We start from the raw sequence: 24,428 nt of genomic DNA on the forward strand, positions 1-24,428 counted from the left end.
TTATCCGGTATTAGCCCCGGTTTCCCGGAGTTATCCCAGTCTTATGGGCAGGTTACCCACGTGTTACTCACCCGTCCGCCGCTAACTTCTTGAGAGCAAGCTCTCAATCCATTCGCTCGACTTGCATGTATTAGGCACGCCGCCAGCGTTCATCCTGAGCCAGGATCAAACTCTCCAATAAAGTTAGTTTGTCTAGCATCTAAAAATAAAAATTGACGTTTCACGTTGTTTGTTTCGTTCAGTTTTCAAAGAACTACTTGGTCGCTCATTTGCGACTTCCTTATGTTAACATCTTCATTTTTCAATGTCAACTAAGTTTTTCAATTTCTTTTTTGTCGTTTTCTGCGTTTCCGCATCAGCGACGGTTATTAATATATCATGCAGTATATACAGGGTCAATACTTTTTACAAAAAAATTTCACATCCCGTTAAAAACTTAAAAATCATTATAGCACCCATTCATTCTTCATGGCTCCTCTCCTATCCATTTCATATCTTATCTCTTTATCAATTTACACGAGAGTGAAAATTCTAAATTTTATGTTATATTATTATTATAGGAGTGTGGTGAGAATGAGCATTAAGTATTCAAACAAAATCAATAAAATCCGGACCTTTGCATTAAGTTTAGTATTTATCGGCCTCTTCATTGCATACTTAGGTGTCTTTTTCCGCGAAAACATTATTATCATGACAACTTTTATGATGGTTGGCTTTTTAGCTGTTATCGCTAGCACTGTCGTTTACTTTTGGATTGGTATGTTATCTACTAAGACTATCCAAATTATTTGTCCAAGCTGTGATAAGCCAACAAAAATGCTCGGCCGTGTCGATGCATGTATGCACTGCAATCAACCTTTAACACTAGATCGAGATCTAGAAGGAAAAGAATTTGATGAAAAGTATAACAAGAAGAGTTATAAATCATAAGTATCAAGGGAAATACGAGTTTGCAACACTACAAACGTTTCAACTCATTAAAAAGTTGATTTATTAAGAAATCAACTTTTTAATTGTTTTATTAAATTTATTACACCTATTTTTTCGAAATAACAGTAAACATCCCTGTCATGTTAGGCGAATAATCTTTAAAATCATATTTTTCGTAGAATGACGTTTTCCCTTGCGACGCAAACAAACCAATGAATGCTTTATCTGGAGCATTCTGATTTAAGTATTCTACTAAAGTATTCATTATTTTCTTTCCAATACCATTCTTTTGATACTCTGGATGAACCACTATATCTTGAATATAGAAATAGATAGCCCCATCACCAACAATTCTGCCCATGCCGATGATTTGATTATTATCCTTGACTGTTATACAGTAAATCGAATTTTGAAGTGATATTTCCACCACCTCAAAGTTCATATAATTAGTCCATCCCACAGAATCACATAAATATTTATATTCTTCCAATGTTGGAATGTCACTTTTAATCTCATATTTCTTCAAAATGTCCCCTCCAAGAATTCATTTCCACCAATACAAAGTAAATTCGACAAACTTTTATCTAACCCTTCTTACTAACTTAGCACTGTAAATCCCGATTAACCTCACGCTAATCCTTATATAATAAAGAAAGAGGCTGACGTATAGCCGTCAGCCTCTTTCTTTATTATATATTACGCCTTATGACACTCTGGACAAACGCCATAAATTTCTAAGCGATGACTATTGATAACGAAGCCTGTCGTTTTCGCAGCTTCCTCTTCCAGCTTTTCCAAGCCTCCATAAGGAAAATCAACAATCTTACCACATTTTTCGCAAATCACATGATAATGTTGACTTGTAACATAATCAAATCTACTTGAAGCGTCTCCATAAGTTAATTCCTTTACAAGTCCAACCTCTTTAAACACACGTAAGTTATTATAGACAGTTGCAACACTCATATTTGGAAACTTACCTTCTAATGCTTTATAAATATCATCCGCTGTTGGGTGCGTCATTGATTCCACAAGGTACTCTAAAATAGCATGACGCTGTGGAGTAATGCGTACACCCGTATTTTTCAGCATTTCTAGCGCTTCTTTTAATTCTTCTTTGACCACCGTCATGCACCCCGATTCTATACGGATTATTATTTTATAATTCTTATAAAGAGTGTACTCCTTTTCTTATAAATCGTCAATATTTCTACTATAAGTATGTGGTTTATTTTTATATTCAGGACTTGTTTTTATGTATCTTTCCCTTTTTCTTCATATATTACATAGAAAAAAGTGCGACATAATCGCACTTGGAATACTATCATCTGAGGAGGTATGCCCTACACTTCCACTTTATGTAAGGCAGTAAAATATGTATAGACACTTGCCTTGTTTCTGCATATTTTATCTCCAACGTAGATTTATTTTATATAAGAAAGAACATCCTCAATATGTCCTTTCACTTTCACTTTACGCCACTCTTTTACAAGTTCACCGTCTTTATTAATAAGGAATGTAGAACGCTCGATTCCCATATACTCTTTCCCAAAGTTCTTTTTTAACTTCCAAACATCGTATAACTCTGCTACTTTATGATCTTCATCTACTAAAAGTGTAAATGGCAATTCATGTTTCTCAATGAATTTCAAATGTCTATTCGCTGAATCAGGACTTACTCCAAGAATAACCGTATCCTTCTCTTGAAATACTCCATACGCATCACGAAAATCACATGCTTCAGTTGTACATCCTGGCGTCATATCTTTCGGGTAAAAATAGAGAACTACATTTTTACCGCGAAAATCAGCTAGGCTAACTTCTTCTCCGTTACTTCCCTCTAATGTGAATTCTGGTGCCATTTCTCCTACTGTAATCATTGTTATCACTCCTACTCTTTTCCTTTACTATAACAAATGCTTCCTTATTTTTCATTGTCTATTACAGACCTCATCACAAAAGCAAAAGGGAGTGTATATCCAATTAGCGCTTCTGCAATTGCAATCCATCGCCCAATTCCAATCGGAGATATGTCACCATATCCAACAGACAATAAAGTAACTGCGCTAAAATATAAACAAACTTCAACGAGTTGAAAAGAATGAACGTTCAAACTTTCTCCGTCCTCTTTCAAAACTGCGAAACCCATTTCCTCTAATACAACGTAACTTAATCCAAACGCGATCAGTACTGTTGTATAGATCAAAAATAATGTGGCCAAATTATACAGCGAAAAAAAACGCGTTGAATCTGAATAAGAACTCCATAATAATTGGACACTTTTCAAAATAGCGATTGCTGCAATTAATAGAATAAATCCCCATAACATGTCCTCCACCTCATTTTATATGTATGAGGTGGAGGACTGATTTATCCCTTAGAAACGAACAAGCTTCTATAATTAATTACCCGCGCCACGGTATCTTTTTACTCCTTGGTTCCAGAGGTTGATTGCAATCGTAAAACAGATAACACCAACAAGTGGCGTCGCGAATGCATAACTATTCCATTCTGTTTTTCTTAAAAAGTATGCTGCTGGATATACTCCAACAAACGCGAACGGTAAAACAAACGTTAAAATGAAACGAATTACACGATTATAAATATTAACAGGATAGCGCCCGTAATTACCTATGTTATACATAAGGGGCATAATTGAACTTTTCGCATCCGACCAAAAACCAAGGCTCGCAAGCGTAACAAATATCCCTCCATATACAAGTGCTCCTCCTCCTACCATCAATATAAATAAGAAGAAATCATACCAGTAAAAAGATAATTGTAACTCCACAGCTGCATATCCCATTACAACAATCCCTGTAATGGCTCCAATTAAAGATTCAAGTTCCATTCTTTCTAATATAATTTGAAATAGGCTATGGATCGGTCGCGTTAATACACGATCCATCTCCCCTTTAATAATGTATCGATCATTAAAATCCCATATATTAAAGAAAGCTGAAAAGATGGCAAATGGTACTAAAAAGAAACCATAAATAAAGATTACCTCTTCTCGACTCCATCCCTTCAATGCTTGTGTATGCCCAAATACAACGAGAATAAATATTAAATTAACTGCTTGAAGCGATAAATCAGAAAGTAAACCAACGATAAAATCGCCTCGATACTCCAATTTCGTTTTTATATATTGACTTGCATATTGTAAAAATAAGTTTATATATAGCATCTCATCATCCCCCTTGTACAATTAGACGTTTTCTCGCCGTTCTCCACATGAGTACAATTGGAATAATAAGTACAATTGCCCAAATCACTTGAAATACTAAAGCCTCATACAACTTACTCCCCTGTATACCTTCAGAAAAAATCATACTTGGAATATAACTAATAGCCTGAAACGGTAAAAACATCATTGCTTTTTGGGCCCATAACGGATAAAAACTAATTGGTAATAATAGACCTGAAAATAAATCAATAACAACGCGTTTTGCATACATAATTCCACTATTATTAAATAAGAAAAACGTAAGCATTCCCGTCATTAAATTAATTTGTGTATTAATAATAAAACTAAATATTAAAGATAAGAAGAAATATAACCACGTTTGAAAATTCGTTGTAATTTGCAATGAAAATAATAGCGTAACGATCACCATGCCCGGGATGGAAAAGAATGCAAAACGGAATATCCCCTCGCCAAGACCTTGCATAACTTTCATACCTAAATAGTTGTAAGGACGAATTAATTCTACAGCCACACGGCCTTCTTGAATTTCCATCGCAATTTCTCTATCTATATTATTAAAATAAAACGCACGTGCCATCCACGCGATTGCGATATACGTAGTCATTTGCGAAATAGATAAACTTTCAATATTCTCTTTTCCGCTATAAATTGCTTGCCACAAAAAATAATATGCGCCGATATTAATTGTATAAATTAAAATCCCGCTATAATAGTTTGTGCGATACGCAAGCATCATTAAAAAGCGAATTCGAATCATTTCAATATACTTACCCATGCGTAATACCTTCTTCATAAATGTTACGAATAATTTCCTCTGTAGACACTTCGTTAATTTTTAAATCTTTAATTTGAAATGCTTGTACTACTTTAGAAATAAGCATTGAAATAACAACTTCTTCATTCGGAATTTTTGCAACCCATGCGTTTTCCTCTTTCGCTTTCGACCAAACAACATGATTATCTGGCATAACCATTGATAAAGCCTGATAGGAAACTGGTGCAACAAACTGAAAGTGTATTTCCTTCTCTGCTCCCCACTGCGTACGAAGATTTTTTAAAGAACCGTCATACATAATATTTCCTTCATCCAGCATGATAACACGCTCACATAAAGCTTCAATATCCGTAATATCATGAGTAGTTAATAAAATTGTTGTTTTATAACGTTCGTTCATTTCTTTTAAAAATTCACGTATTTTCAATTTCACAAGTACATCTAACCCAATTGTTGGCTCATCTAAAAATAATAACGGTGGATTATGAATTAAGGCTGCTGCTAATTCACAACGCATTCTTTGACCAAGAGATAATTTTCGAACTGGTTTATCTAATAAAGGCCCTATATCTAACGTTTCAATTACGTGCTCCATATGCTCCTTATACTGAGCGTCTGATACACCATACACTTTCTTTAATAAACGAAACGATTCTTGGACTGCAATATCCCACCAAAGTTGCGAGCGCTGTCCAAAGACAACACCAATTGTTCTTACAAATTCTTCTCTTTGTTTATGTGGATTCATTCCATTTACTGTGATTTGCCCTGATGTCGGAGTCAAAATCCCCGTAAGCATTTTAATTGTTGTTGATTTACCAGCACCGTTCTCACCGATATAACCAACCATTTCACCTTGCTTTACAGTAAAAGATACATCATTTACTGCTGGTACTATTTTATAATTACGATTTAATAAATCGCGAAATGCACCCTTTAAGCCCGGACGACTTGAATAGGCTGTAAACTCTTTACGTAACCCTTGTACCTCAATTACCGATTTCATAATCGGACCCCCCTCCTAAATGTCACAACGAATAGTTTACCCAACTGCCTTCGCTATCACAAACAATACGTCTTTTCGAAAAACATGTTAGAATAATACATAGATTTTTGTAAGGAGATGAATTGTAGTGAAATTCACAAAGTCAGAAGCATTACATAAAGAAGCTTTAGAGCATATCGTTGGCGGTGTTAACAGTCCTTCTCGTTCTTTTAAAGCAGTTGGCGGCGGCGCTCCTGTTGCTATGGAACGCGGGAAAGGCGCTTATTTCTGGGATGTAGACGGAAATAAATATATCGATTATTTAGCAGCATACGGTCCTATTATTACTGGACATGCTCATCCGCATATAACAAAAGCAATTACAACAGCTGCTGAAAATGGGGTACTTTACGGAACACCAACAGCGCTAGAGGTAAAATTCGCAAAAATGTTAAAAGAAGCAATGCCTGCATTAGATAAAGTCCGTTTTGTAAACTCTGGTACAGAAGCAGTGATGACAACGATTCGTGTTGCTCGTGCTTATACAGGTCGCACAAAAATCATGAAATTTGCTGGTTGTTACCACGGTCATTCTGATTTAGTACTTGTGGCAGCTGGATCTGGTCCTTCTACTTTAGGAACTCCTGACTCAGCTGGCGTACCACAAAGTATCGCACAAGAAGTTATTACCGTTCCATTTAATAATGTAGAAACTTTAAAAGAGGCGTTAGATAAATGGGGTCATGAAGTAGCAGCTATCCTTGTAGAACCGATTGTTGGAAACTTCGGTATTGTAGAACCTAAACCAGGATTCCTTGAAAAAGTGAATGAACTTGTTCACGAAGCTGGCGCACTAGTAATTTACGATGAAGTTATTACTGCTTTCCGCTTTATGTACGGTGGTGCTCAAGACTTACTTCGTGTGACACCTGACTTAACAGCGCTTGGTAAAATTATTGGCGGCGGGTTACCGATCGGTGCTTACGGTGGTAAGAAAGAAATTATGGAACAAGTTGCTCCGCTTGGACCTGCATACCAAGCTGGTACAATGGCAGGAAACCCTGCTTCTATGGCATCAGGTATCGCTTGTCTAGAAGTGCTTCAACAAGAAGGACTTTATGAGAAATTAGATGAACTTGGTGCAATGCTTGAAAAAGGAATTTTAGAGCAAGCAACGAAACATAATATCGACATTACATTAAACCGTCTAAAAGGAGCTTTAACTGTATACTTTACAACAAATACAATTGAAGATTACGATGCCGCACAAGATACAGACGGTGAAATGTTCGGTAAATTCTTCAAGCTTATGCTTCAAGAAGGAGTTAACTTAGCACCTTCTAAATACGAGGCATGGTTCTTAACGACAGAACATACAAAAGAAGATATTGAATATACAATCGAAGCTGTCGGCAGAGCATTTGCTGCCCTAGCAGACAATAAATAATCCCGTCATTAAAAGGAAAAAAGAAAGCTCACCTTTCTTTTTTCCTTTTTTCTATTTCATAAATCCCGTATTAATAGTATAATTATTCATAATTATCTGTTTTATATTCTTTTACAGCATTACTATCTCTGTGTACAAGGTGATTTGCACCTTAAATAGTAAGATTATTCTAACTTTTATAAGAGGGGGGATTGACGGATGCTCAATACAAAAAATACATGGACACCGTCTTTATTTCGAGATTATAGAAATGCAGAACACGATGCGTGTGGAATCGTTTCCGTTATGGAGAAACGAAAAATTGCTACCAAAGAAAACATTGACCTTTGTATTCAATCACTCGTCAAAATGAATCATAGAGCTGGTTTCATTAATGGTGAGGGCGATGGCATCGGCATTCACATTGATGTACCAAAAGCGATTTGGAATGAAAAACTAAAAAGTAGCGGATATAATCCAACGATTGTGGATCATCCCCACTTTATCGTTGGACATTTTTTTCTAAATAAAAAAGAAAACATTACTATCTTAAAAGATTATATTCGTACGCAATTAAACAACAAAAATTTTACAATCATTTTCGAAAGTGATGATGTAACAAACTCCGATGCACTCGGTCCACTTGGTAAACAAGAAGAACCTTTATTTTGGCAAGTTGCCCTTATCGCAGAAAACGAAATTACAAATATTGAGCAAACATTATTTTCTGTCACAATAAAAATAGAGGAAAACGAAGCAATTCATGTTGCTTCATTAAGTCGTGATCATGTTGTATATAAAGTTCTAGGTGCTGGTGATACACTTGTTGCCTACTATAATGATTTACAACATCCACTTATCGCTTCAACTATGACATTAGGACATAACCGCTACTCTACTAATACATTATCTAATTTTTTTCGTGTACAACCATTTAGCATTCTCGGACATAATGGTGAAATTAACACAATCGCAAAATTACGCGATCAAGCTGAAATGATTGATGTACCACTTACTGCTGGAGGCAGTGACTCTCAAGATTTAAACCGCACCTTAGAAACTCTACTTGTTCAATACGACTACAGTTTATTTGAAGCAATGGAAATATTGTTCCCTCCAATTATTAATGAAATTAAACTTTATGAAACACCTTTACAAGATTTATATACGTATATACGTGAAGCATGGGGACATTTTGCACAAGGACCAGCTGGCATCATTTCCCGTTTTAAAGATGAAGCTGTTTTCAGTGTTGATTCCCTTGGATTACGCCCAGTCTGGAAAGTAGAGACAGAGAGCTCTTATATTTTCTCTTCTGAACCTGGAGTTGTATCACCAACTAAATATGTAGCAGAACCAAAACCACTCGCCCCTGGAGAAAAGGTTGGATTAAAATGGAATGAACAAGATGAACTTGTTCTTTATGAATATGACAAATATCAAATCCAAGTATATAACCGTCTTAAAAAGCGAATTGATACTACCAATTACCATTTAAATTTATCTATCCCTGAAACGAAAAAAATCCAAGGGCTATGTGATTCTGTTCAAGTTGAAACGAAACAATACGTCGCTTTCGGATGGAACCGAGAACATATTCAGCTCCTTGAACAGATGGCAACAAAAGGCGTTGAGCCCATTCGCTCACTTGGGCATGACTCACCACTTGCCGCACTCGATACTGATAGACGAAATATCGCTGACTTTATTAAAGAAAGTGTAGCTGTTGTTACAAACCCTGCAATTGACCGTGACCGTGAAATTGAACACTTCTCTACACGTACTGTACTTGGAGAGCGTCCAAGTTTATTAAGCGGCGCAAAACGGCCATTTGTAGTTGAAATGCTTTCACCAATTATTTTAGAAGGCAGCGTGGCACAACCTATTGCAGAGGAATTACACACAATTACGTATGAACAACTCATAGAGCTATTTATGACTCATAACTCTATCGCCACAATCTCTGCTACATTCAGTTCGTCAGAAACTCTGCAATGTGCATTAAGCCGCATTAGTTCTGAAGCGATAGCTGCTGTTAACAATGGTGCTTCTCTACTAGTATTAGATGACGCAAAAGCCCATCTAAATGAACGCTTGTGGATTGATCCACATTTAGTTACCGCTAAAGTACATCAAGCATTAAGTGAAAATAAATTACGCCGCAATTGTTCTCTCGTTATACGTTCTGGTGCCCTTCGCTCCTTACATGACATTGTAACGCTATATGGATTAGGAGCAGATAGTATTAATCCATATTTATTATTCGCGACTGTAAATGATGGAACAAAAATACCAATTACGAATCTGTATAATGCACTTAATAAAGGACTAGAAAAAGTCATTTCAACAATTGGAATTCATGAGTTACGTGGTTACGGACGTCTCTATTCATCTATTGGGTTACATGAAGAAATTGCAAATATATTACAAATTACAAATTTCTTCGGTTCAAATGATTTAGCTTTTTCACTTGAATCACTTACTGAAGATGCAAAAATACGAGCAGAGGATTATAACAATCCTAAAATTAGAATGCGAAAATCATTTCATATATTCCCGCGAATTTGGAAAGCAATTGGCGATGTTGCAAAAGGAAATTCTTATGATGATTACCGTGACAAGTTAAGTGAACTAGAAGAGAATAATCCAATCGCAATCAGACACCTTGTTCAAACGAAACAAACAAAACATGTCGTTCCAACTGAAGAAGTATCTATCGGCATTCAAAATCATAATTTACCATTTATTATTAGTTCTATGTCATTTGGTTCTCAAAACGAAATCGCCTTTCGCGCATATGCAGAAGCGGCCGATCAGCTAAATATGATTAGCTTGAACGGTGAAGGCGGCGAAATTAAAGATATGATTGGGAAATACCCACATACACGTGGACAACAAGTGGCATCTGGACGATTTGGAGTAAATGCCGAACTACTAAACTCATCAAACTTAATTGAAATTAAGATCGGTCAAGGCGCAAAGCCTGGGGAAGGTGGACATTTACCTGGTTCAAAAGTGACAGCCAAAATAGCTGAAGCACGTAATGCGACAATCGGCTCAGATTTAATTTCACCTTCTAATAACCATGATATTTATTCAATTGAAGATTTAGCTCAAATGATTACAGAAATTAAAACAGCTAATCAACTTGCCAAAGTAGCCGTGAAAGTCCCTGTCGTTCCTAATATCGGAACAATTGCTGTCGGTATCGCCAAAGCTGGCGCTGATTTTATTAACATTAGCGGATTCGATGGCGGAACAGGTGCTGCACGTATTCACGCATTGCAGCATGTAGGTCTCCCTGTAGAAATTGGTGTTAAAGCCGCTCACAACGCTTTATTAGAAGCAAGTATGAGACATAAAGTAGAGATTTGGGCAGATGGTGGTATTCGAAGTGTAAATGATGCCTTGAAAATCATGCTCCTCGGAGCAAATCGTATTGGATTTGGCACACTATCAATGATTGCAATCGGCTGTACTACTTGCCGTGGGTGTCATCTAGATACTTGCCATGTCGGAATTGCGACACAAATTGAGTCTGAAGCACAAGCAAAAGAACATGGGTTACGCCGCTTCGTTCCGCGCGAATTAGAAAGCGCAGTTGCTGGCCTGCTAAATTTATTCACCACTTTCGGTATAGAACTAAAACGATTAACAGGACAGCTTGGGTATACAAATTTACAAGCAATTGTTGGGCGTTCTGATTTATTAGAGCAAGTTCGAGGCGAAAATTTATTAAACTTACGTAATTTACTACAAATAATAGAACATCCATCTGTTACAACAACAGAAGGCGTACCGGAAAAACAATTTAAAACAGTTCATTCCGCTGACTCAAAAGAATTAGTAGGCGTTGGTGTAGAGCAACGCGTTATGGGTGGTCTAGAATCATGTTATCGCGTTCGCAGTAAACTATATGAAGCTACTCAACTTGAACCACTTACATTAAAGTATACGAATGGTTCTATTCCCGGAAATGGGTTAGGTGCTTACAATAGTGAAAATTTATTTATACACGTAAATGGCGGCGCACAAGATGGCATTGGTAAAACTTCCTTTGGTGGTGGGATTTATATAACGAAATCAAAAGGAAAAGACGGAGTATATTATAACGGTTCTGTCGGAAAAGGATTTGGATATGGCGCACAAAAAGGGGCACTATACGTACAAGGGAACGCTGATGCTCGCGCTGGCATTCGCCTTTCTGGGGCAGACATGATAATTGGAGGTAGAATAACAAAACCACTCCGTGAAAAAGAGCACGGAAATATAGGGGCATACTCCAATATTAAAGGGTTTGCTTTTGAATATATGACAAATGGGCGAGCGCTTGTTTTAGGTGACCCTGGTCCATGGATTTGCGCCGGCATGACTGGCGGTGTTGTTTATTTACGTCATGATTCAAACTTAGGCTTAACAGAACAGGCCTTAAAAAGAAGAATCGCAAAAGGGGCAAATGTTACATTACAACCAATTAGTAAAAATGGTTTGAAAGATGTAACTGAATTATTGCTAGACTATATTCGTGTACTAAACGAGCATGAGCAATATGAGGAAGTTGCTTTGTTAACCCCGTTATTAGATGATATACAGAACCAGTTTTTTGAAATTATCCCGAAAAAAGAACAGGCAGATCCATCTATCTCAACAGAGTGACATGAGTAATTTTCATTATTAAGAAAAAATTGACGAAGTACACTTCTCATAGTAATCTATAGTAACAATTTGAGACCTGCTGAAATTCAGCAGGTCTTTTTACTAAAAACTGATGTTTAAAAGAAATTAGGAAAAATTATAAAGTGAAACTTTAATTAGCCTACAGCAATTGAGCGTTTACCGGCATCCAGCTACTGAATTTAGAGGCGGGAATCTTACTGTTCACAATTAGCGCGATAAAATGAATACTAATTTCTTTTAACGTCACTAAAATATCACTTGCTAACATATTGTAATGAATGTATAGTATCATGTTGTACATTCATTATGACAAGAGAAAGGATCTTATTAAGGGTATGAAACTTGGTGCTCGCATTTTAAAAACGGGTATTGCCATCACGTTAGCTTTATTTGCTTGTATTTTACTTCAATTACCGAGTCCGGTATTTGCGGGAATTTCAGCTATCTTTGCTGTTCAACCTTCTGTATACCGTTCTTATTTAACCGCACTTGAACAAATTCAAGCAAATGTAATCGGTGCGATATTTGCTATCGCATTTGCTACTGCTTTTGGACATAATCCTTTTATTATTGGATTAACATGTATATTAGTAATTGCTCTTACACTGCAATTACGATTAGAAAACACAATATCAATTGCTTTAGTAACAGTTATCGCCATTATGGAGTATCAAGGCGAAGATTTCTTTAGTTTTGCCTTACTTCGCTTTGCGACGATTATGATTGGTATTATTGCGGCTTCACTTGTAAATTTAGTATTTATGCCGCCGAAATATGAAACAAAACTTTATCATCGTATCGTTGATAATACAGAAGAAATTGTAAAATGGATTCGAATGAATAGCAGGCAAGCTTCTGATTTTACAACGCTAAAAACTGATATTGATCGTATGAAAGAAAAAATGATCAAATTAAACCATTACTATTTGCTGTATAAAGAAGAAAGAAGCTACACGAAAAAAGTAAAGTTCGCAAAAATTCGTAAGCTCGTTTTATTCAGACAAATGTTAGCGACAACAAGCCGTGCTTTAAGTACGTTAAAATCATTACACCGTACTGAAAACGAACTGCGTTACATGCCGGAAGAGTTTCAGGAATCTATCCAAAACGAACTTGACTCATTAACGCATTATCATGAACAAGTTTTATTAAAATTTATTGGTAAAGCAAAAAAACAACAATCAGTTGAAATGCTTGATGAAGTTGAAACGGGTAAACAAGAATTAATTGATATCTTTATGGAATATCAAAATAAGGACGATGAAGAAGCATATAAAACATGGCTACATCTCTTCCCTCTTATTTCTTCCATTATTAACTATAGCGAAGAAGTAGAGCATTTAGATTTACTTGTAGATAGCTTCTACACATACCATAAACCAGAAAAAGAACTCCAAATCGATGATAAAAAAGAAGACGAATAAAAAAACAGCTCCTTTTATGCTAAAGGAGCTGTTTCTGTTATATGTTGAAGTTGATATAAATTGTAATAAAATCCTCTTTTTCGCATTAACTCTTCATGAGAACCAGTCTCTTTAATCTCACCGTCTTCAATGTAAATAATCGTATCAACATGCGTAATCGTCGCTAATCGATGTGCGATTATAATCGTCGTCCTGTCAGCAGCTAACGTCTGAAGCGCCTCTTGAATATACCTTTCATTTTCTAAATCCAATGCCGAAGTTGCTTCATCCAATATAAGTACCGACGGATTCTTTAGAAACACTCGTGCAATTGCCACACGTTGTCTTTGCCCGCCCGATAGCTTTACACCACGTTCTCCAACGACAGTATTATAACCCTCTGGTAAGTCTATAATAAAATCATGAATTTGCGCAGCTTTGGCAGCTGCAATCACTTCTTGCTCTGTAGCTTTCGGATTTCCATATAATATATTAGCTCCAATTGTATCGCTAAACAATAAATTATCTTGCAGTACAATTCCAATATTACTACGTAAATTTCTCATATTATACTTTCTTACATCTATCCCATCTACATAAACCGCTCCCTCAGAAACATCATAGAAACGCGGAATCAAACTAGCAAGAGATGACTTTCCTCCCCCACTCGCTCCTACAAGCGCTACTTTCTCTCCAGGCTGCATAGTTAATGACAAGTTGTGTAATATCTCTTTTTCATCTGCATTATAACGAAAAGAAACATTATCAAATACAATTTCTCCATTTAATTTTTTCGTTTGTACCGCATTTGGCACATTAACAATATCGTATTTTTCATCTAACAGTTCAAACACACGGTCCATCGATGCAAAAGATTGTGTTAATGTTGTAGATGAATTAACAAGGCGGCGAAGCGGACTATATAAACTATCCATATATCCAACAAAAGCTACCATCGTCCCTAGCGTTAACTGCCCTTGAATTACTTCATATGCTGCAAAACCAATCACAAGTAACGGACCTAAATCTGTTAACGTATTTACTGCCGAGAATGTTCTCGCCGTCCAACTTGTATGGGTTAATGCTTTCGTTAAAAATTCATTATTTCTTTTTTCAAACTGCTTCCCCTCATACTCTTCTAACGCAAAGCTACGTGTCACTTGCATTCCTTGAATACGTTCATGCAAATATCCTTGCATCGTCGCTAACGCTTGTGAACGCTCTTTCGTCAATTTCCGAAGACGTCCGAAAAAATATTTCACTGCAATTACATAAATAGGTAAAATCAATAACGCAACAAATGTTAATTTTATATTCATAGAAAACATAACAATGATGGCAATAGCAATTGTTGCAGTATCTAACCAGACGTTCATCAAACCAGTAATTACAAAATCCTTCGTTTGTTCTACATCATGGATGACACGCGAAATAATCTCTCCTGTTTTTGTATTGGAGTAATAACGTAAACTTAACTTTTGTAAGTGACCGAAAATATACTTCCGCAAATCATACAGTATTGTATTTGCGATACGCTGCGCGAAATATTGACGATAATATTCAATCGGTGGTCTTAATACCGCAAAAATAAAAAAAGCAATTCCAATCGCTGTTATTAATTGAGATGTTTTATCTTGAAGTGAACCTCCGCCTTGAATTACATCATCGATAATATACTTTAATAACCACGGCATAATAAGTGGGATACCAAACTTAACTAGTCCAATAATAATTGTAATAGCGATAAGCCATCGATATGGTTTAACAAATTGTAAATATCTTTTTATGCCCTGCACATAATCCCCCCTCTAATAGGACAAACCTGCCGGGAAGCCCCCTGCAGGTTTGCTTTAATTTCTGTACATTAAATATCGTTCATACCACATATCTACGAAGTCTGGTGCGAACGGACCTTTTCTTTGATGAATCCACTGTGTTAAATGTGCTACATTTCGTTTTAAAATTGTATCGATAACAGGTGGATACTGCATAATTTGACTATGTTTTTCATACTCATCTTCATCTAGAAGCGTATATGTCATATCTGGATACACTTTAATATCTAAATCATAATCAATATACTTTAATGCTTCAGAATCATACGCAAAAGGGGAGCTTAAATTACAATAATAATATACGCCCTCTTCCCTAAGCATCCCAATCACATTAAACCAATAGTTGGCATGAAAATAACAAATTGCTGGTTCACGCGTAATCCATGTTCGGCCATCCGATTCTGTAACTACTGTACGATCATTCGCTCCGATCACAAGACTCTGTGTCCCTTTTAAAATTGTTGTTTCTTCCCACATTCTATGAATGGAGCCATTATGTTTATAACTATGTATTTGTACTTTTTCTCCTTCTTTGGGAAATCCCATATATGCTCCCTTCTTTCAACTGCAAATGCCCTTTGAACGGCATTCACTTTTCTTCTATTATAACTTTTTTGTCAAAATTTTAAAACTAAAGGGATAAGACTCTATTTTCCACACTGAATATGCAGGAGGTTTATCGTTGAATACAATAATACCCAATCTTCTCATAACACAAGGATTGTACTGTATTATTTATAAACGAGGACATGTAATAGAAAAAGCCCCTCTCTATTTGAAGGACTTTTCACCTGAAGGCAATAATATATCTTATCCTAAATTTGAAATCATTTTTTCAGTTGCAAAAGATTGGATTACACTATTCGTTTGTTCTTCAAATTTCTCATGTAACATCTTCAACGCTACTTCTGTTCTATATATTTCCTGACGGATAAAATGCAGTTCTTTTTTATCGCACGTTTCTTTTTCATTCATTTCAATTTGTTGATACTTCTCTAGATGTGCTTGTAACTTTAACAACTCATCCATCGTTTCTAATTGCTCCCCTACCAACTTATCAAAATCGTTCATTACTTACCCCCTTTTGGACTTATTCATCAGTTATTATTCCTAATTACATATTTCTAATCTTTAACTTCCTTCTCCTTTGACAACATTTGTTGACTTATTAGAAGTTATGTCGTTCACTTTCTTTTCATTACAATGACCCGCACACAAAGAAAACACTTCTCTCGAATTGGAGAAGTGTTTTTCTTTCATTACTCGTTTGAACTAGAAGATTGTGATTGTTTTGCAGCTGACTTAGCATTTTGTTTTTTCACGGCATGCACGTCTGTTTCAGTTGCAAATTCTGTACCATAACTAGCGTTTGCACTTTGTGCACCAGAAGCTTGTGCTTTCTTTGCTTCTGATTGTGCGTTTGCTTGTTTTACTGCTTGTACATTTGTTTCAGTTGCAAACTCTGTACCATAACTAGCATTTGTACTTTGAATGCTAGCACCAGAAGTTGCCTTGTTATAACCTTGTTGTTTTTTACTCATCTTTCTCACCTCCACAATCAATAATGTAACCAATTCAACTAGAAGCTATCCGTAATTTTCTTTTGAAAAAATTCCGCATATATCTCTTGTTACTCATTCAAACTATAGAAAATGGAGGTGGAAATATGTATATAGGACGCGATATGACTGAACTAACGATGCTTTCAAAAAACGAATGGAAAGAAGATGAATTAGCTTATTTTCATCATTCATTACAACAGATTTTGCCCTATTTAAATGCGGAAGGTCAAAGTATTTACAAAGAAATCATAGTAGAAATTGAATCAAGAGGCGGCTTACAAGAAGGTGAAGCTAGTTGGACTCATGGGACAAAAATTTCTTACGATTAAAAAAGTGTTCCTAATCTAGGGAACACTTTTTTGTTTTATTGCATTGTAATTTTCTCAACACAACTCTCATAAATCGTACGATGCGATTTAGAGAAAGGTAACTGCTCAAATGCTTCTTTCGATACAAATTTCAATGTATCTGTATCAACAATATCACCGGTTACTTTTCCGTAAAATACAAATATATCCCAAGTACGATGGGTAAACGTATGTTGTACATTCATTGCGTATTCATCAACAGAAACCTCGAGCTCAAACTTTTCCTTCATATAATCTATAAGCTGTTCTTTCTGATTTCGAATCCCTTCGCCAAGTTCAATATTTGGAAACTCCCACATGTTAGCTAATAACCCGCTACTTGGACGTTTATTAATGACGTAGCGACCATCTTCAGTTTGAATTACTCCTGCAACAAGCGGTACCATTGTAGGAGCTTTCGCTTTACTTTTTACTGGTAATTCTTTTTGAACACCTTCAGCATATCCTCTGCAATGCTCACGTACAGGACAAAGTAAGCACGATGGATTTTTAGGAATACAAATCAGTGCACCTAATTCCATCAATCCCTGATTAAAATAAGATGGATTTTCTACTGAAATAATTTCACGCACAATCTCTTCAAAAACTTTTCGAGTCTTTGGTTTTGCAATATCATCCCATACTGATAAAATGCGAGATAATACACGCATAACATTTCCATCAACTGCCGGCTCTGGTATACCATATGCGATACTTAAAATAGCACCTTTTGTATATGGTCCAACTCCTTTTAACTTTTCAATTTTCTTTACATCACTTGGTACAACCCCGCCGTATACTTCTTTTACCTCTTTTACTGCCGCATGTAAATTACGTGCTCTAGAATAATATCCTAAACCTTCCCATGCTTTTAATACTTCTTCATCATCTGCGTTCGCTAACGCTTCAAGTGTAGGAAACTTCCCCATAAAATTTGCGTAATATGGTTTTACAGCTTCTACTCTTGTTTGCTGTAACATAATCTCAGAAACCCAAACGCGGTATGGATCTTTATTTTTTCTCCATGGTAAGTCGCGCTGCTCCTCTTCAAACCAACCAATTAAATCATTTTGAAACTGCTCTATATTAAAATTTTTTAGTATTTCAAGTGTCAAACTTGATCCCCCTCATTTTTTTGCATATAAGTACTATTATAAAGATTTTAGGAAAAAATTTAAGTAAGATGACATAGGAAATTGAAGGCAAAGGACTTGAGGTATCGAATAAAAAGAGTTACATTAATAAAAAACGGAGGTGGATTTTTATGGACACAGCCACTCACCTTGTTATGGGTATCACTTTAGGTAGCTTAGCAACATTAGACCCAGCCATAGCACAAAGTGATATTGGCCCACAAGCTGTTATGCTTGCTACAATTGCTGGTTCCAACATTCCTGACATTGACACAGTTTTAAAATTGCGTAATAACGCTAAATATATAAGAAATCATCGCGGAGTTACTCATTCCATTCCCGCGGTAATTCTTTGGTCATTTCTTATAAGTGGCATTTCTTTCGCCTTCTTTTCAGACGCTCCATATCTTCATCTACTACTTTGGTCATTTATTGCAGTCTTCCTTCACGTCTTTGTAGATATTTTCAACGCCTATGGTACACAAGCATTACGGCCTTTCACAAAAAAATGGGTCGCACTCGGCGTGATTAATACATTCGATACCGTAATTTTCTTTATCCATATACTTGCAATTGCTTGCATGCTAGTCGGTTCTCATAAAGGATACACAGCCTTAGCAGCATATATATTAATGATTGTTTACTATATCGGACGGATTATGATGCACAGAAATATAAGAAGCGTTGTACACAAACGTTTCAAAAATGTCGAAAAGATTATCATTTCTCCTTCTTACCGATTTTATCATTATCATTTAGCAGTCGTTACAGCTGATTATTACTACGTTGCGAGATGGCACCGTGGTAACATCATGATATATGACAAATTCGATCGGGTACCGTTCCCAGAAAATGATATTATGCGAGCAGCTAAACAAGATGAAAACATCTCGGCCTTCCTATCTTTCTCTCCTGTATATCGCTGGGATATTTTTGATCATGATCATTATTACGAAGTACGATTCATTGATTTACGGTATCGAAGTAAAGATTATTATCCATTTGTCGCGATTGTTCAGCTCGACCACAATTTAAATATTATTAGTTCCTATACAGGATGGATTTTTAGTGAAGAAAAACTTCGCAAAAAACTGGAATTACTTCCACATTAAAAAAAGCGACTCAAGTCGCTTTTTTTAATGTTTCAAATGATCTTCTTGATTAATTAAATGACTATACTTCGGATTGTTTGTACGCATTTCATGAAGGCGTACACCATGATTATTAATCCATGATCGTACCACTTGCTCAGTCATTTCCTCACCTTGATAACGCCCTGATTTTGCATAAGTTGTTTGAAAATCTTCCCAAAGTAATTCAACCCATGCACGAGCTTGTCCGTAAGAAAGCTTGTCATTCTTGTCTAATAATTCTTTCGTTAATGCTTCATAAATATCATTCATGTTCTAATCTCCTTTTACCTATTTATCCCTTCATTTCTAAAGGATAGTTTCTTCTGTTTTGCACATTCTATAAGTGATACTTCTTAAAGAGGTATCAACTGATGAGGAGGAGGGCGTTCGCAATGGGTAAACAAGCCGAATTTTGGTCTGAGTCAAAAAACAACAGCAAAATCGACGGTCAGCCGAAAGCGAAATCACGCTTCGCTTCGAAGCGACCTAACGGCACAATTAACACGCACCCACAAGAACGTATGCGTGCTGCAAATCAGCAGGAAGAGTAGTACAAATTAAATTAACTTCCTACACGAGGTGATAAAGATGAGCTACCGTGATCGCTTAGATAGTCGTTCTGAATTATTTAACCATACGTGGACTCGTCCAAAACATGCGAAAGCGCAAGTTAACGGACAGACGCAACAAACCCAGTCTCTCATTATATTGGCAAATGAATGTAAAAAACGCCAATTTTAGAATCTCCTATCTCCTTTAACGCCTACCAAAGATGAAAACCAGAGAGATATGTGCTCTCTGGTTTTTATTTTTCTTGCAATAAGGAAATTGGTATGCCAATCTCTTCATTATCATTTTGCTTATATCCCCAAGCAAATACCCCATTGAAATACGTAATTTTAAATAATACACCAGGTTCTTCTACTAATTCATATATTTCACCAATACGGAACTTGTTTATATCCGTCATATAAGCACGAGCCATTGCCATTTTTCTCATTAATACATCAAATTCATTGACAATCCCAAGCTGCTCAGCTTTTACTGCTTGCTCCTTCAAAGCGCCAATTTCTTCCCTTAGCTCATGCGGTGTCATTTCACTGTAGCGTTTTGGCATATTCATCTTATTCTCCTCATTCCTCTTCGCGTTTCATTTGCAAAAATATCTCAATTTCATCAATAGAGAATCCTTTTCGATATAACGCTTGTTTCATCTTGTTTTCAAATGTCCATCCATCATGCTTCTTATATTTCTCATAATATTTATTCCCATGATAGTGTAACGCTTCTTGTTGCTTTTCGTCATCTCTTTCGTCTTTCAATTCTTCCAAACAAATTTGAATTACTTCTCTAGAATATCCTTTTCGAACAAGCATCTCATCTAACTTTAGCTTCATTTGTAAAAAAGAATGCTTTTGATAAGATTTTTTCTTCTTTTCTATGAGAAACAAGGCATTCTCAATTTGCTTTTCCTTCGGATATTCTTGTAAACTGTGCATAATAAGTAAATCTTGAACACCTTTATTTAACAACTCTCTTTTAATAACAGTTGGACCTTTTCGATTCACATTACTTTGCGTTCGCGTATATAAAACAGCGTACTCTTTATCATTAATATATCGGTCATGTAATAATTTCGAAACGACTTCAGAGATGATGGCCTGTCCCACTTCTTTTTTTCGTAAAAAATCTTCTATTTCTTGTTTTGTTCTCATTTGATAGGATAAATAGGAGATTGCTTGTAAATATGCTTTTTGTACCTCTTCATTGTACAAAATATTTCCTAACTCTATTTCATCAATTTCTAAGCCTTTTTGTAATCCATGTTTCATTAAGATTACTTGATCCACACTAAACCCGTACTCTTCACCTTGGCCTTTATCAATATAAATATTAAATCGTTCTTTCGATCGTTTTTGTACTTCTATTTTTGTAATGACAGCCATACTCTCACCTCTCTATTATTTTAACATAGTCGAGGAACATTTTTTCTTTTCAAGAATATATATAATGAGGAGGAAATACTTGTGAAAATCGCAATTTCTGGTGGTACAGGCTTTATCGGTAAATATCTTTCTACTTTTTTTGTTCAAAAAGGATATACTGTTTACATCCTCACACGAAAAAAAACTACTGAAACTTCCGACCCTAACCTTCAGTATGTTCAATGGACACCAGATTTACAAACCTTTCCCCTCTCTTCTATTGATGTAGTTATTAATCTAGCCGGAGAGTCTATTAATAGTAGATGGACAAAGAAACAAAAGAAAGCCATTTTAAACAGTAGAATTCAAACAACAAAAGGACTCATTAAACAATTGCAGGCACTCCATAAAAAACCACATACATTTATTAATGCAAGTGCTATTGGATACTACGGAACATCTGAAATAGAGTCTTTTACTGAGCAACAAGAAACTCCCGGAAATGACTTTTTAGCAGAAACAGTATTTTTATGGGAACAAGAAGCAGCTAAAGCATGTTCTCTCGGAATAAGAACAATTTACACAAGATTTGGCGTTGTATTAGGTGCAGATGGCGGAGCCTTGCCAAAAATGTTACTTCCCTATCAATTCTATATCGGCGGCACCATTGGTTCTGGGAAACAATGGTTATCATGGATTCATATAGACGATGTCGTTCGTATGATGGATTTCATCATACACAAAAAAGAAATTGATGGTCCTCTTAATATGACAGCACCAACACCTATAAGAATGAAGGAATTTGGAAAGACCATCGCTGCTGCAACGAGAAAACCACATTGGCTGCCTGTCCCTTCATTTATGCTTCACGCCTTATTAGGTGAGATGAGCATACTTGTACTAGAAGGGCAACATGTATTACCTAGTAAAGCAATTAAACATGGATACCAATACACATTTCCGGCAATAGACCATGCATTACAAAATATACTTTCGCATACAATGTAGTACTTCTAAAACACAATTTTACATGGGCCCTTTTAAAACTTTCATTTTCTAGGATCCGAAGCATTACCATACAAATAACCTTTCAGTTACTTTCCCTTAACTTCCATTAGCATTATAAAGTAACAGAAATGAGGTACCTATGAAAATATTGCTCAAACAAGCCATTGTATACCCTATTACATCTCCAAAGTTTCAAGGTGATGTACTCGTTACAGGAGAGCGAATTACCGAGGTCAAACCTTTTATTCAACCTACTCAAGATATGACCGTTATAGATGCACGAGCACTCCATCTCTTACCTGGCTTTATTGATGTCCATACTCACCTTGGTCTCTATGATGAAGGTACTGGTTGGGCTGGAAATGATGCCAATGAAACATCTGAAGTTTCAACACCACATATTCGTTCTTTAGATGGAATCCATCCTCTCGATATCGCCTTTCAAGACGCTGTACAAAATGGAATTACAACCGTTCACGTTATGCCTGGCAGTCAAAATATTATCGGGGGTACTACTTGTGTAATAAAAACAGCTGGAACTTGTATTGATCATATGATTATTCAAGAACCTGCTGGTTTAAAGATTGCCTTTGGAGAAAACCCTAAAAAAGTCCATAGTAATGGAACAAAAGAATCCATAACACGTATGGGGATTATGGGGTTACTTCGGGAATCATTCTATGAAGCACAACACTACGGGCACGAAGCTGATTTTCGAATGCTTCCTATTTTAAAAGCATTACGTCGTGAAATACCCGTACGTATCCACGCCCATCGAGCAGATGATATTAGTTCTGCGCTACGCTTTGCAACGGAATTCAACCTCGATCTACGTATTGAACATTGTACAGAAGGACACTTTCTTGTTGAAGAGCTTTCGAAACACAATTTGAAGGTTTCAGTTGGTCCCACTCTGACACGCCGTTCTAAAATCGAACTAAAAAACAAGACATGGGATACTTACCATATATTATCCAAAAATGGTGTGGAAGTTTCTATAACAACAGACCATCCTTATACACCCATTCAGTATTTAAATATTTGTGCTGCTGTCGCAGTAAGAGAAGGGTTAGACGAGAAAACAGCACTAGAAGGAATCACCATATTCCCAGCGCGAAATTTGCGTTTAGAGGATAGAATTGGAAGCATCGAGGTTGGAAAAGACGCCGATCTCGTGTTATGGACTCATCATCCTTTCCATTATTTAGCCAAGCCTGTACTAACTATGATTGATGGAAAAATAATTTACAAAAAAAATAAAAAAAACTAGTTTATTTTTTTGACTAGATAAAGTATTATACGATTATAAACTGAATGAAACCATAATCAATTTGTGTCGTGATTATCATTTTCAAATTGATGAATGGGGAAGGCAAATGGTGCGCCACCAGCGTTAGAAACTGGTTCTAGTGGGTTCGATTCCCACCCCGAAATTTTTTAAAGATTGATATAAAAATTTCGAGGGTGGGGTGTTTTTTCGTCATGCTACCCTCGTGTGAGGAGGAGTTAGTATGTTGAAAAAACGCGACTTACACGACAGCCACGTTCTATACGAGTTAATGGTGGATCCAGCTGTCTTCCCTTTTGTGCGTCAAAAGGCTTATTCTTATGAAGAATATTTATTCTTAACGAAACAAACGATTGAAGCTGAAGAGCGTGGTGAATTAATTTCACGCACAATTTTAGATGAATGGGGTAACCCTATCGGAACAATTACTTTATTTGATGTGCAAGAAAAAGCTGGATTTCTCGGGACATGGCTTGGCAAACCATATCATGGAAAAGGCTATAATAAATTGGCAAAAGATTCATTTTTTAGTGAACTTTTCTATGAATTAGATATTGAAACAATTTTCATGCGTATTCGTAAAATAAATATTCGTTCTATTAAAGCTGCAGAAAAACTGCAATATGTGAATCTAGCAAATGAAACAAGAAAAGCCGTATATGATGAAATTAACGCAAACGAAGAAGTATATAACTTATATGAAATTCCAAAAGATCAATACACACTTGCTACAATGCGAGATACAACCTTCCAAGATGCTCATCAATTAAAAGAAGCATAATCTAAATTTTCT

At 36.1% G+C, this 24,428-nt stretch carries 27 protein-coding genes and 1 rRNA gene; 11 read left to right on the forward strand and 17 right to left on the reverse strand.

Going from position 1 to position 24,428, the window contains the following annotated elements; all coding sequences use genetic code 11:
• A 16S ribosomal RNA gene (locus tag ACO6VI_RS12505) occupies positions 1-181 on the reverse strand; the annotation flags it as partial.
• Between the two features lie 392 nt (positions 182-573).
• On the opposite strand from ACO6VI_RS12505, the gene ACO6VI_RS12510 reads away from it, so the two are divergent.
• Entirely contained in the window at positions 574-930 is a 357-nt protein-coding gene (locus ACO6VI_RS12510) for a YgzB family protein (RefSeq protein WP_000025058.1), read from the forward strand.
• 106 nt (positions 931-1,036) lie between these two features.
• Here the strand turns inward: ACO6VI_RS12510 and ACO6VI_RS12515 are convergent, their stop codons facing one another.
• The 7 genes from ACO6VI_RS12515 to ACO6VI_RS12545 form a co-directional block, all read right to left on the reverse strand.
• Positions 1,037-1,456: a GNAT family N-acetyltransferase gene (locus tag ACO6VI_RS12515; protein ID WP_000759744.1), complete on the reverse strand. Its 420-nt coding sequence runs from the start codon at positions 1,454-1,456 to the stop codon at positions 1,037-1,039.
• 170 nt (positions 1,457-1,626) lie between these two features.
• The gene (perR, locus tag ACO6VI_RS12520; RefSeq protein WP_000237829.1) at positions 1,627-2,055 is read right to left on the reverse strand and encodes a peroxide-responsive transcriptional repressor PerR; all 429 of its coding nucleotides are present in this window, start codon (positions 2,053-2,055) and stop codon (positions 1,627-1,629) included.
• A gap of 299 nt (positions 2,056-2,354) precedes the next feature.
• Positions 2,355-2,810, reverse strand: a complete 456-nt coding sequence (bcp, locus tag ACO6VI_RS12525) for a thioredoxin-dependent thiol peroxidase (RefSeq protein ID WP_000633711.1) — start codon at positions 2,808-2,810, stop codon at positions 2,355-2,357.
• 44 nt (positions 2,811-2,854) lie between these two features.
• A complete protein-coding gene (locus ACO6VI_RS12530) occupies positions 2,855-3,259 on the reverse strand; it encodes a potassium channel family protein (protein ID WP_000964345.1) in 405 nt (134 codons plus the stop codon).
• Between the two features lie 72 nt (positions 3,260-3,331).
• The gene (locus ACO6VI_RS12535; RefSeq protein WP_000965774.1) at positions 3,332-4,117 is read right to left on the reverse strand and encodes an ABC transporter permease; all 786 of its coding nucleotides are present in this window, start codon (positions 4,115-4,117) and stop codon (positions 3,332-3,334) included.
• 4 nt (positions 4,118-4,121) lie between these two features.
• Entirely contained in the window at positions 4,122-4,913 is a 792-nt protein-coding gene (locus tag ACO6VI_RS12540; RefSeq protein WP_000521519.1) for an ABC transporter permease, read from the reverse strand.
• Positions 4,906-5,919 carry an ABC transporter ATP-binding protein gene (locus ACO6VI_RS12545; RefSeq protein WP_000843653.1) on the reverse strand — a complete coding sequence of 338 codons (1,014 nt, stop codon included), beginning with the start codon at positions 5,917-5,919 and terminating at the stop codon, positions 4,906-4,908. The genes ACO6VI_RS12540 and ACO6VI_RS12545 overlap by 8 nt, the downstream gene beginning before the upstream one ends.
• A 127-nt stretch (positions 5,920-6,046) precedes the next feature.
• On the opposite strand from ACO6VI_RS12545, the gene hemL reads away from it, so the two are divergent.
• Together hemL and ACO6VI_RS12555 are read left to right on the forward strand one after the other, a co-directional pair.
• Positions 6,047-7,345: a glutamate-1-semialdehyde-2,1-aminomutase gene (gene hemL / locus ACO6VI_RS12550; protein WP_063546362.1), complete on the forward strand. Its 1,299-nt coding sequence runs from the start codon at positions 6,047-6,049 to the stop codon at positions 7,343-7,345.
• A gap of 198 nt (positions 7,346-7,543) precedes the next feature.
• Entirely contained in the window at positions 7,544-11,980 is a 4,437-nt protein-coding gene (locus tag ACO6VI_RS12555) for a glutamate synthase-related protein (RefSeq protein WP_063546360.1), read from the forward strand.
• Positions 11,981-12,140: 160 nt separating this feature from the next.
• Here ACO6VI_RS12555 and ACO6VI_RS12560 read toward each other — a convergent pair whose 3' ends face one another.
• Positions 12,141-12,293 carry a hypothetical protein gene (locus ACO6VI_RS12560; RefSeq protein WP_153601216.1) on the reverse strand — a complete coding sequence of 51 codons (153 nt, stop codon included), beginning with the start codon at positions 12,291-12,293 and terminating at the stop codon, positions 12,141-12,143.
• Between the two features lie 43 nt (positions 12,294-12,336).
• Between ACO6VI_RS12560 and ACO6VI_RS12565 the strand changes: the two genes are divergently transcribed.
• Positions 12,337-13,425 carry an aromatic acid exporter family protein gene (locus tag ACO6VI_RS12565; RefSeq protein ID WP_000765787.1) on the forward strand — a complete coding sequence of 363 codons (1,089 nt, stop codon included), beginning with the start codon at positions 12,337-12,339 and terminating at the stop codon, positions 13,423-13,425.
• A 14-nt stretch (positions 13,426-13,439) separates the two neighbouring features.
• Here ACO6VI_RS12565 and ACO6VI_RS12570 read toward each other — a convergent pair whose 3' ends face one another.
• From ACO6VI_RS12570 to ACO6VI_RS12585, 4 genes are all read right to left on the reverse strand, one after another.
• Complete coding sequence (locus ACO6VI_RS12570; protein WP_053565318.1) at positions 13,440-15,200, reverse strand: ABC transporter ATP-binding protein; 1,761 nt, start codon at positions 15,198-15,200, stop codon at positions 13,440-13,442.
• A gap of 54 nt (positions 15,201-15,254) precedes the next feature.
• On the reverse strand, positions 15,255-15,785 hold the full coding sequence (locus ACO6VI_RS12575; protein ID WP_000506627.1) for a nucleoside tri-diphosphate phosphatase: 531 nt from the start codon (positions 15,783-15,785) through the stop codon (positions 15,255-15,257).
• A gap of 264 nt (positions 15,786-16,049) precedes the next feature.
• Complete coding sequence (locus tag ACO6VI_RS12580; RefSeq protein WP_000997578.1) at positions 16,050-16,310, reverse strand: YgaB family protein; 261 nt, start codon at positions 16,308-16,310, stop codon at positions 16,050-16,052.
• Positions 16,311-16,498: 188 nt separating this feature from the next.
• Entirely contained in the window at positions 16,499-16,780 is a 282-nt protein-coding gene (locus ACO6VI_RS12585) for a gamma-type small acid-soluble spore protein (RefSeq protein WP_000039034.1), read from the reverse strand.
• A gap of 125 nt (positions 16,781-16,905) precedes the next feature.
• Here ACO6VI_RS12585 and ACO6VI_RS12590 point away from each other — a divergent pair, with 125 nt between their 5' ends.
• A complete protein-coding gene (locus ACO6VI_RS12590; RefSeq protein WP_161520372.1) occupies positions 16,906-17,130 on the forward strand; it encodes a hypothetical protein in 225 nt (74 codons plus the stop codon).
• A gap of 35 nt (positions 17,131-17,165) precedes the next feature.
• On the opposite strand, the gene mutY is transcribed toward ACO6VI_RS12590, so the two are convergent.
• Entirely contained in the window at positions 17,166-18,263 is a 1,098-nt protein-coding gene (gene mutY, locus ACO6VI_RS12595; protein WP_161520373.1) for an A/G-specific adenine glycosylase, read from the reverse strand.
• A 149-nt stretch (positions 18,264-18,412) separates the two neighbouring features.
• On the opposite strand from mutY, the gene ACO6VI_RS12600 reads away from it, so the two are divergent.
• Entirely contained in the window at positions 18,413-19,393 is a 981-nt protein-coding gene (locus ACO6VI_RS12600; RefSeq protein WP_161520374.1) for a metal-dependent hydrolase, read from the forward strand.
• 24 nt (positions 19,394-19,417) lie between these two features.
• Here the strand turns inward: ACO6VI_RS12600 and ACO6VI_RS12605 are convergent, their stop codons facing one another.
• Positions 19,418-19,684 carry a YfhJ family protein gene (locus ACO6VI_RS12605; RefSeq protein ID WP_000998159.1) on the reverse strand — a complete coding sequence of 89 codons (267 nt, stop codon included), beginning with the start codon at positions 19,682-19,684 and terminating at the stop codon, positions 19,418-19,420.
• 122 nt (positions 19,685-19,806) lie between these two features.
• On the opposite strand from ACO6VI_RS12605, the gene ACO6VI_RS12610 reads away from it, so the two are divergent.
• Positions 19,807-19,965 carry a small, acid-soluble spore protein K gene (locus tag ACO6VI_RS12610; protein WP_000517891.1) on the forward strand — a complete coding sequence of 53 codons (159 nt, stop codon included), beginning with the start codon at positions 19,807-19,809 and terminating at the stop codon, positions 19,963-19,965.
• Between the two features lie 37 nt (positions 19,966-20,002).
• Positions 20,003-20,155 (forward strand): YpzG family protein, encoded by a 153-nt coding sequence (locus ACO6VI_RS12615; protein WP_000122093.1) that lies wholly within the window; start codon positions 20,003-20,005, stop codon positions 20,153-20,155.
• A 64-nt stretch (positions 20,156-20,219) separates the two neighbouring features.
• Here the strand turns inward: ACO6VI_RS12615 and ACO6VI_RS12620 are convergent, their stop codons facing one another.
• Together ACO6VI_RS12620 and recX are read right to left on the reverse strand one after the other, a co-directional pair.
• On the reverse strand, positions 20,220-20,537 hold the full coding sequence (locus ACO6VI_RS12620) for a YfhH family protein (RefSeq protein WP_001057023.1): 318 nt from the start codon (positions 20,535-20,537) through the stop codon (positions 20,220-20,222).
• A 10-nt stretch (positions 20,538-20,547) separates the two neighbouring features.
• A complete protein-coding gene (gene recX / locus ACO6VI_RS12625) occupies positions 20,548-21,360 on the reverse strand; it encodes a recombination regulator RecX (protein ID WP_000268513.1) in 813 nt (270 codons plus the stop codon).
• A gap of 81 nt (positions 21,361-21,441) precedes the next feature.
• On the opposite strand from recX, the gene ACO6VI_RS12630 reads away from it, so the two are divergent.
• From ACO6VI_RS12630 to ACO6VI_RS12640, 3 genes are all read left to right on the forward strand, one after another.
• Positions 21,442-22,347: a TIGR01777 family oxidoreductase gene (locus ACO6VI_RS12630; protein ID WP_161520375.1), complete on the forward strand. Its 906-nt coding sequence runs from the start codon at positions 21,442-21,444 to the stop codon at positions 22,345-22,347.
• Between the two features lie 139 nt (positions 22,348-22,486).
• Entirely contained in the window at positions 22,487-23,617 is a 1,131-nt protein-coding gene (locus ACO6VI_RS12635; protein ID WP_000698297.1) for an amidohydrolase, read from the forward strand.
• A gap of 241 nt (positions 23,618-23,858) precedes the next feature.
• Positions 23,859-24,416 carry a GNAT family N-acetyltransferase gene (locus ACO6VI_RS12640; protein ID WP_000914737.1) on the forward strand — a complete coding sequence of 186 codons (558 nt, stop codon included), beginning with the start codon at positions 23,859-23,861 and terminating at the stop codon, positions 24,414-24,416.
• Positions 24,417-24,428: the final 12 nt, after the last annotated feature.

The organism is Bacillus sp. PSXD-155 (genome assembly GCF_049310765.1).
In the GTDB taxonomy this organism is placed as follows: Bacteria; Bacillota; Bacilli; order Bacillales; family Bacillaceae_G; genus Bacillus_A; species Bacillus_A cereus.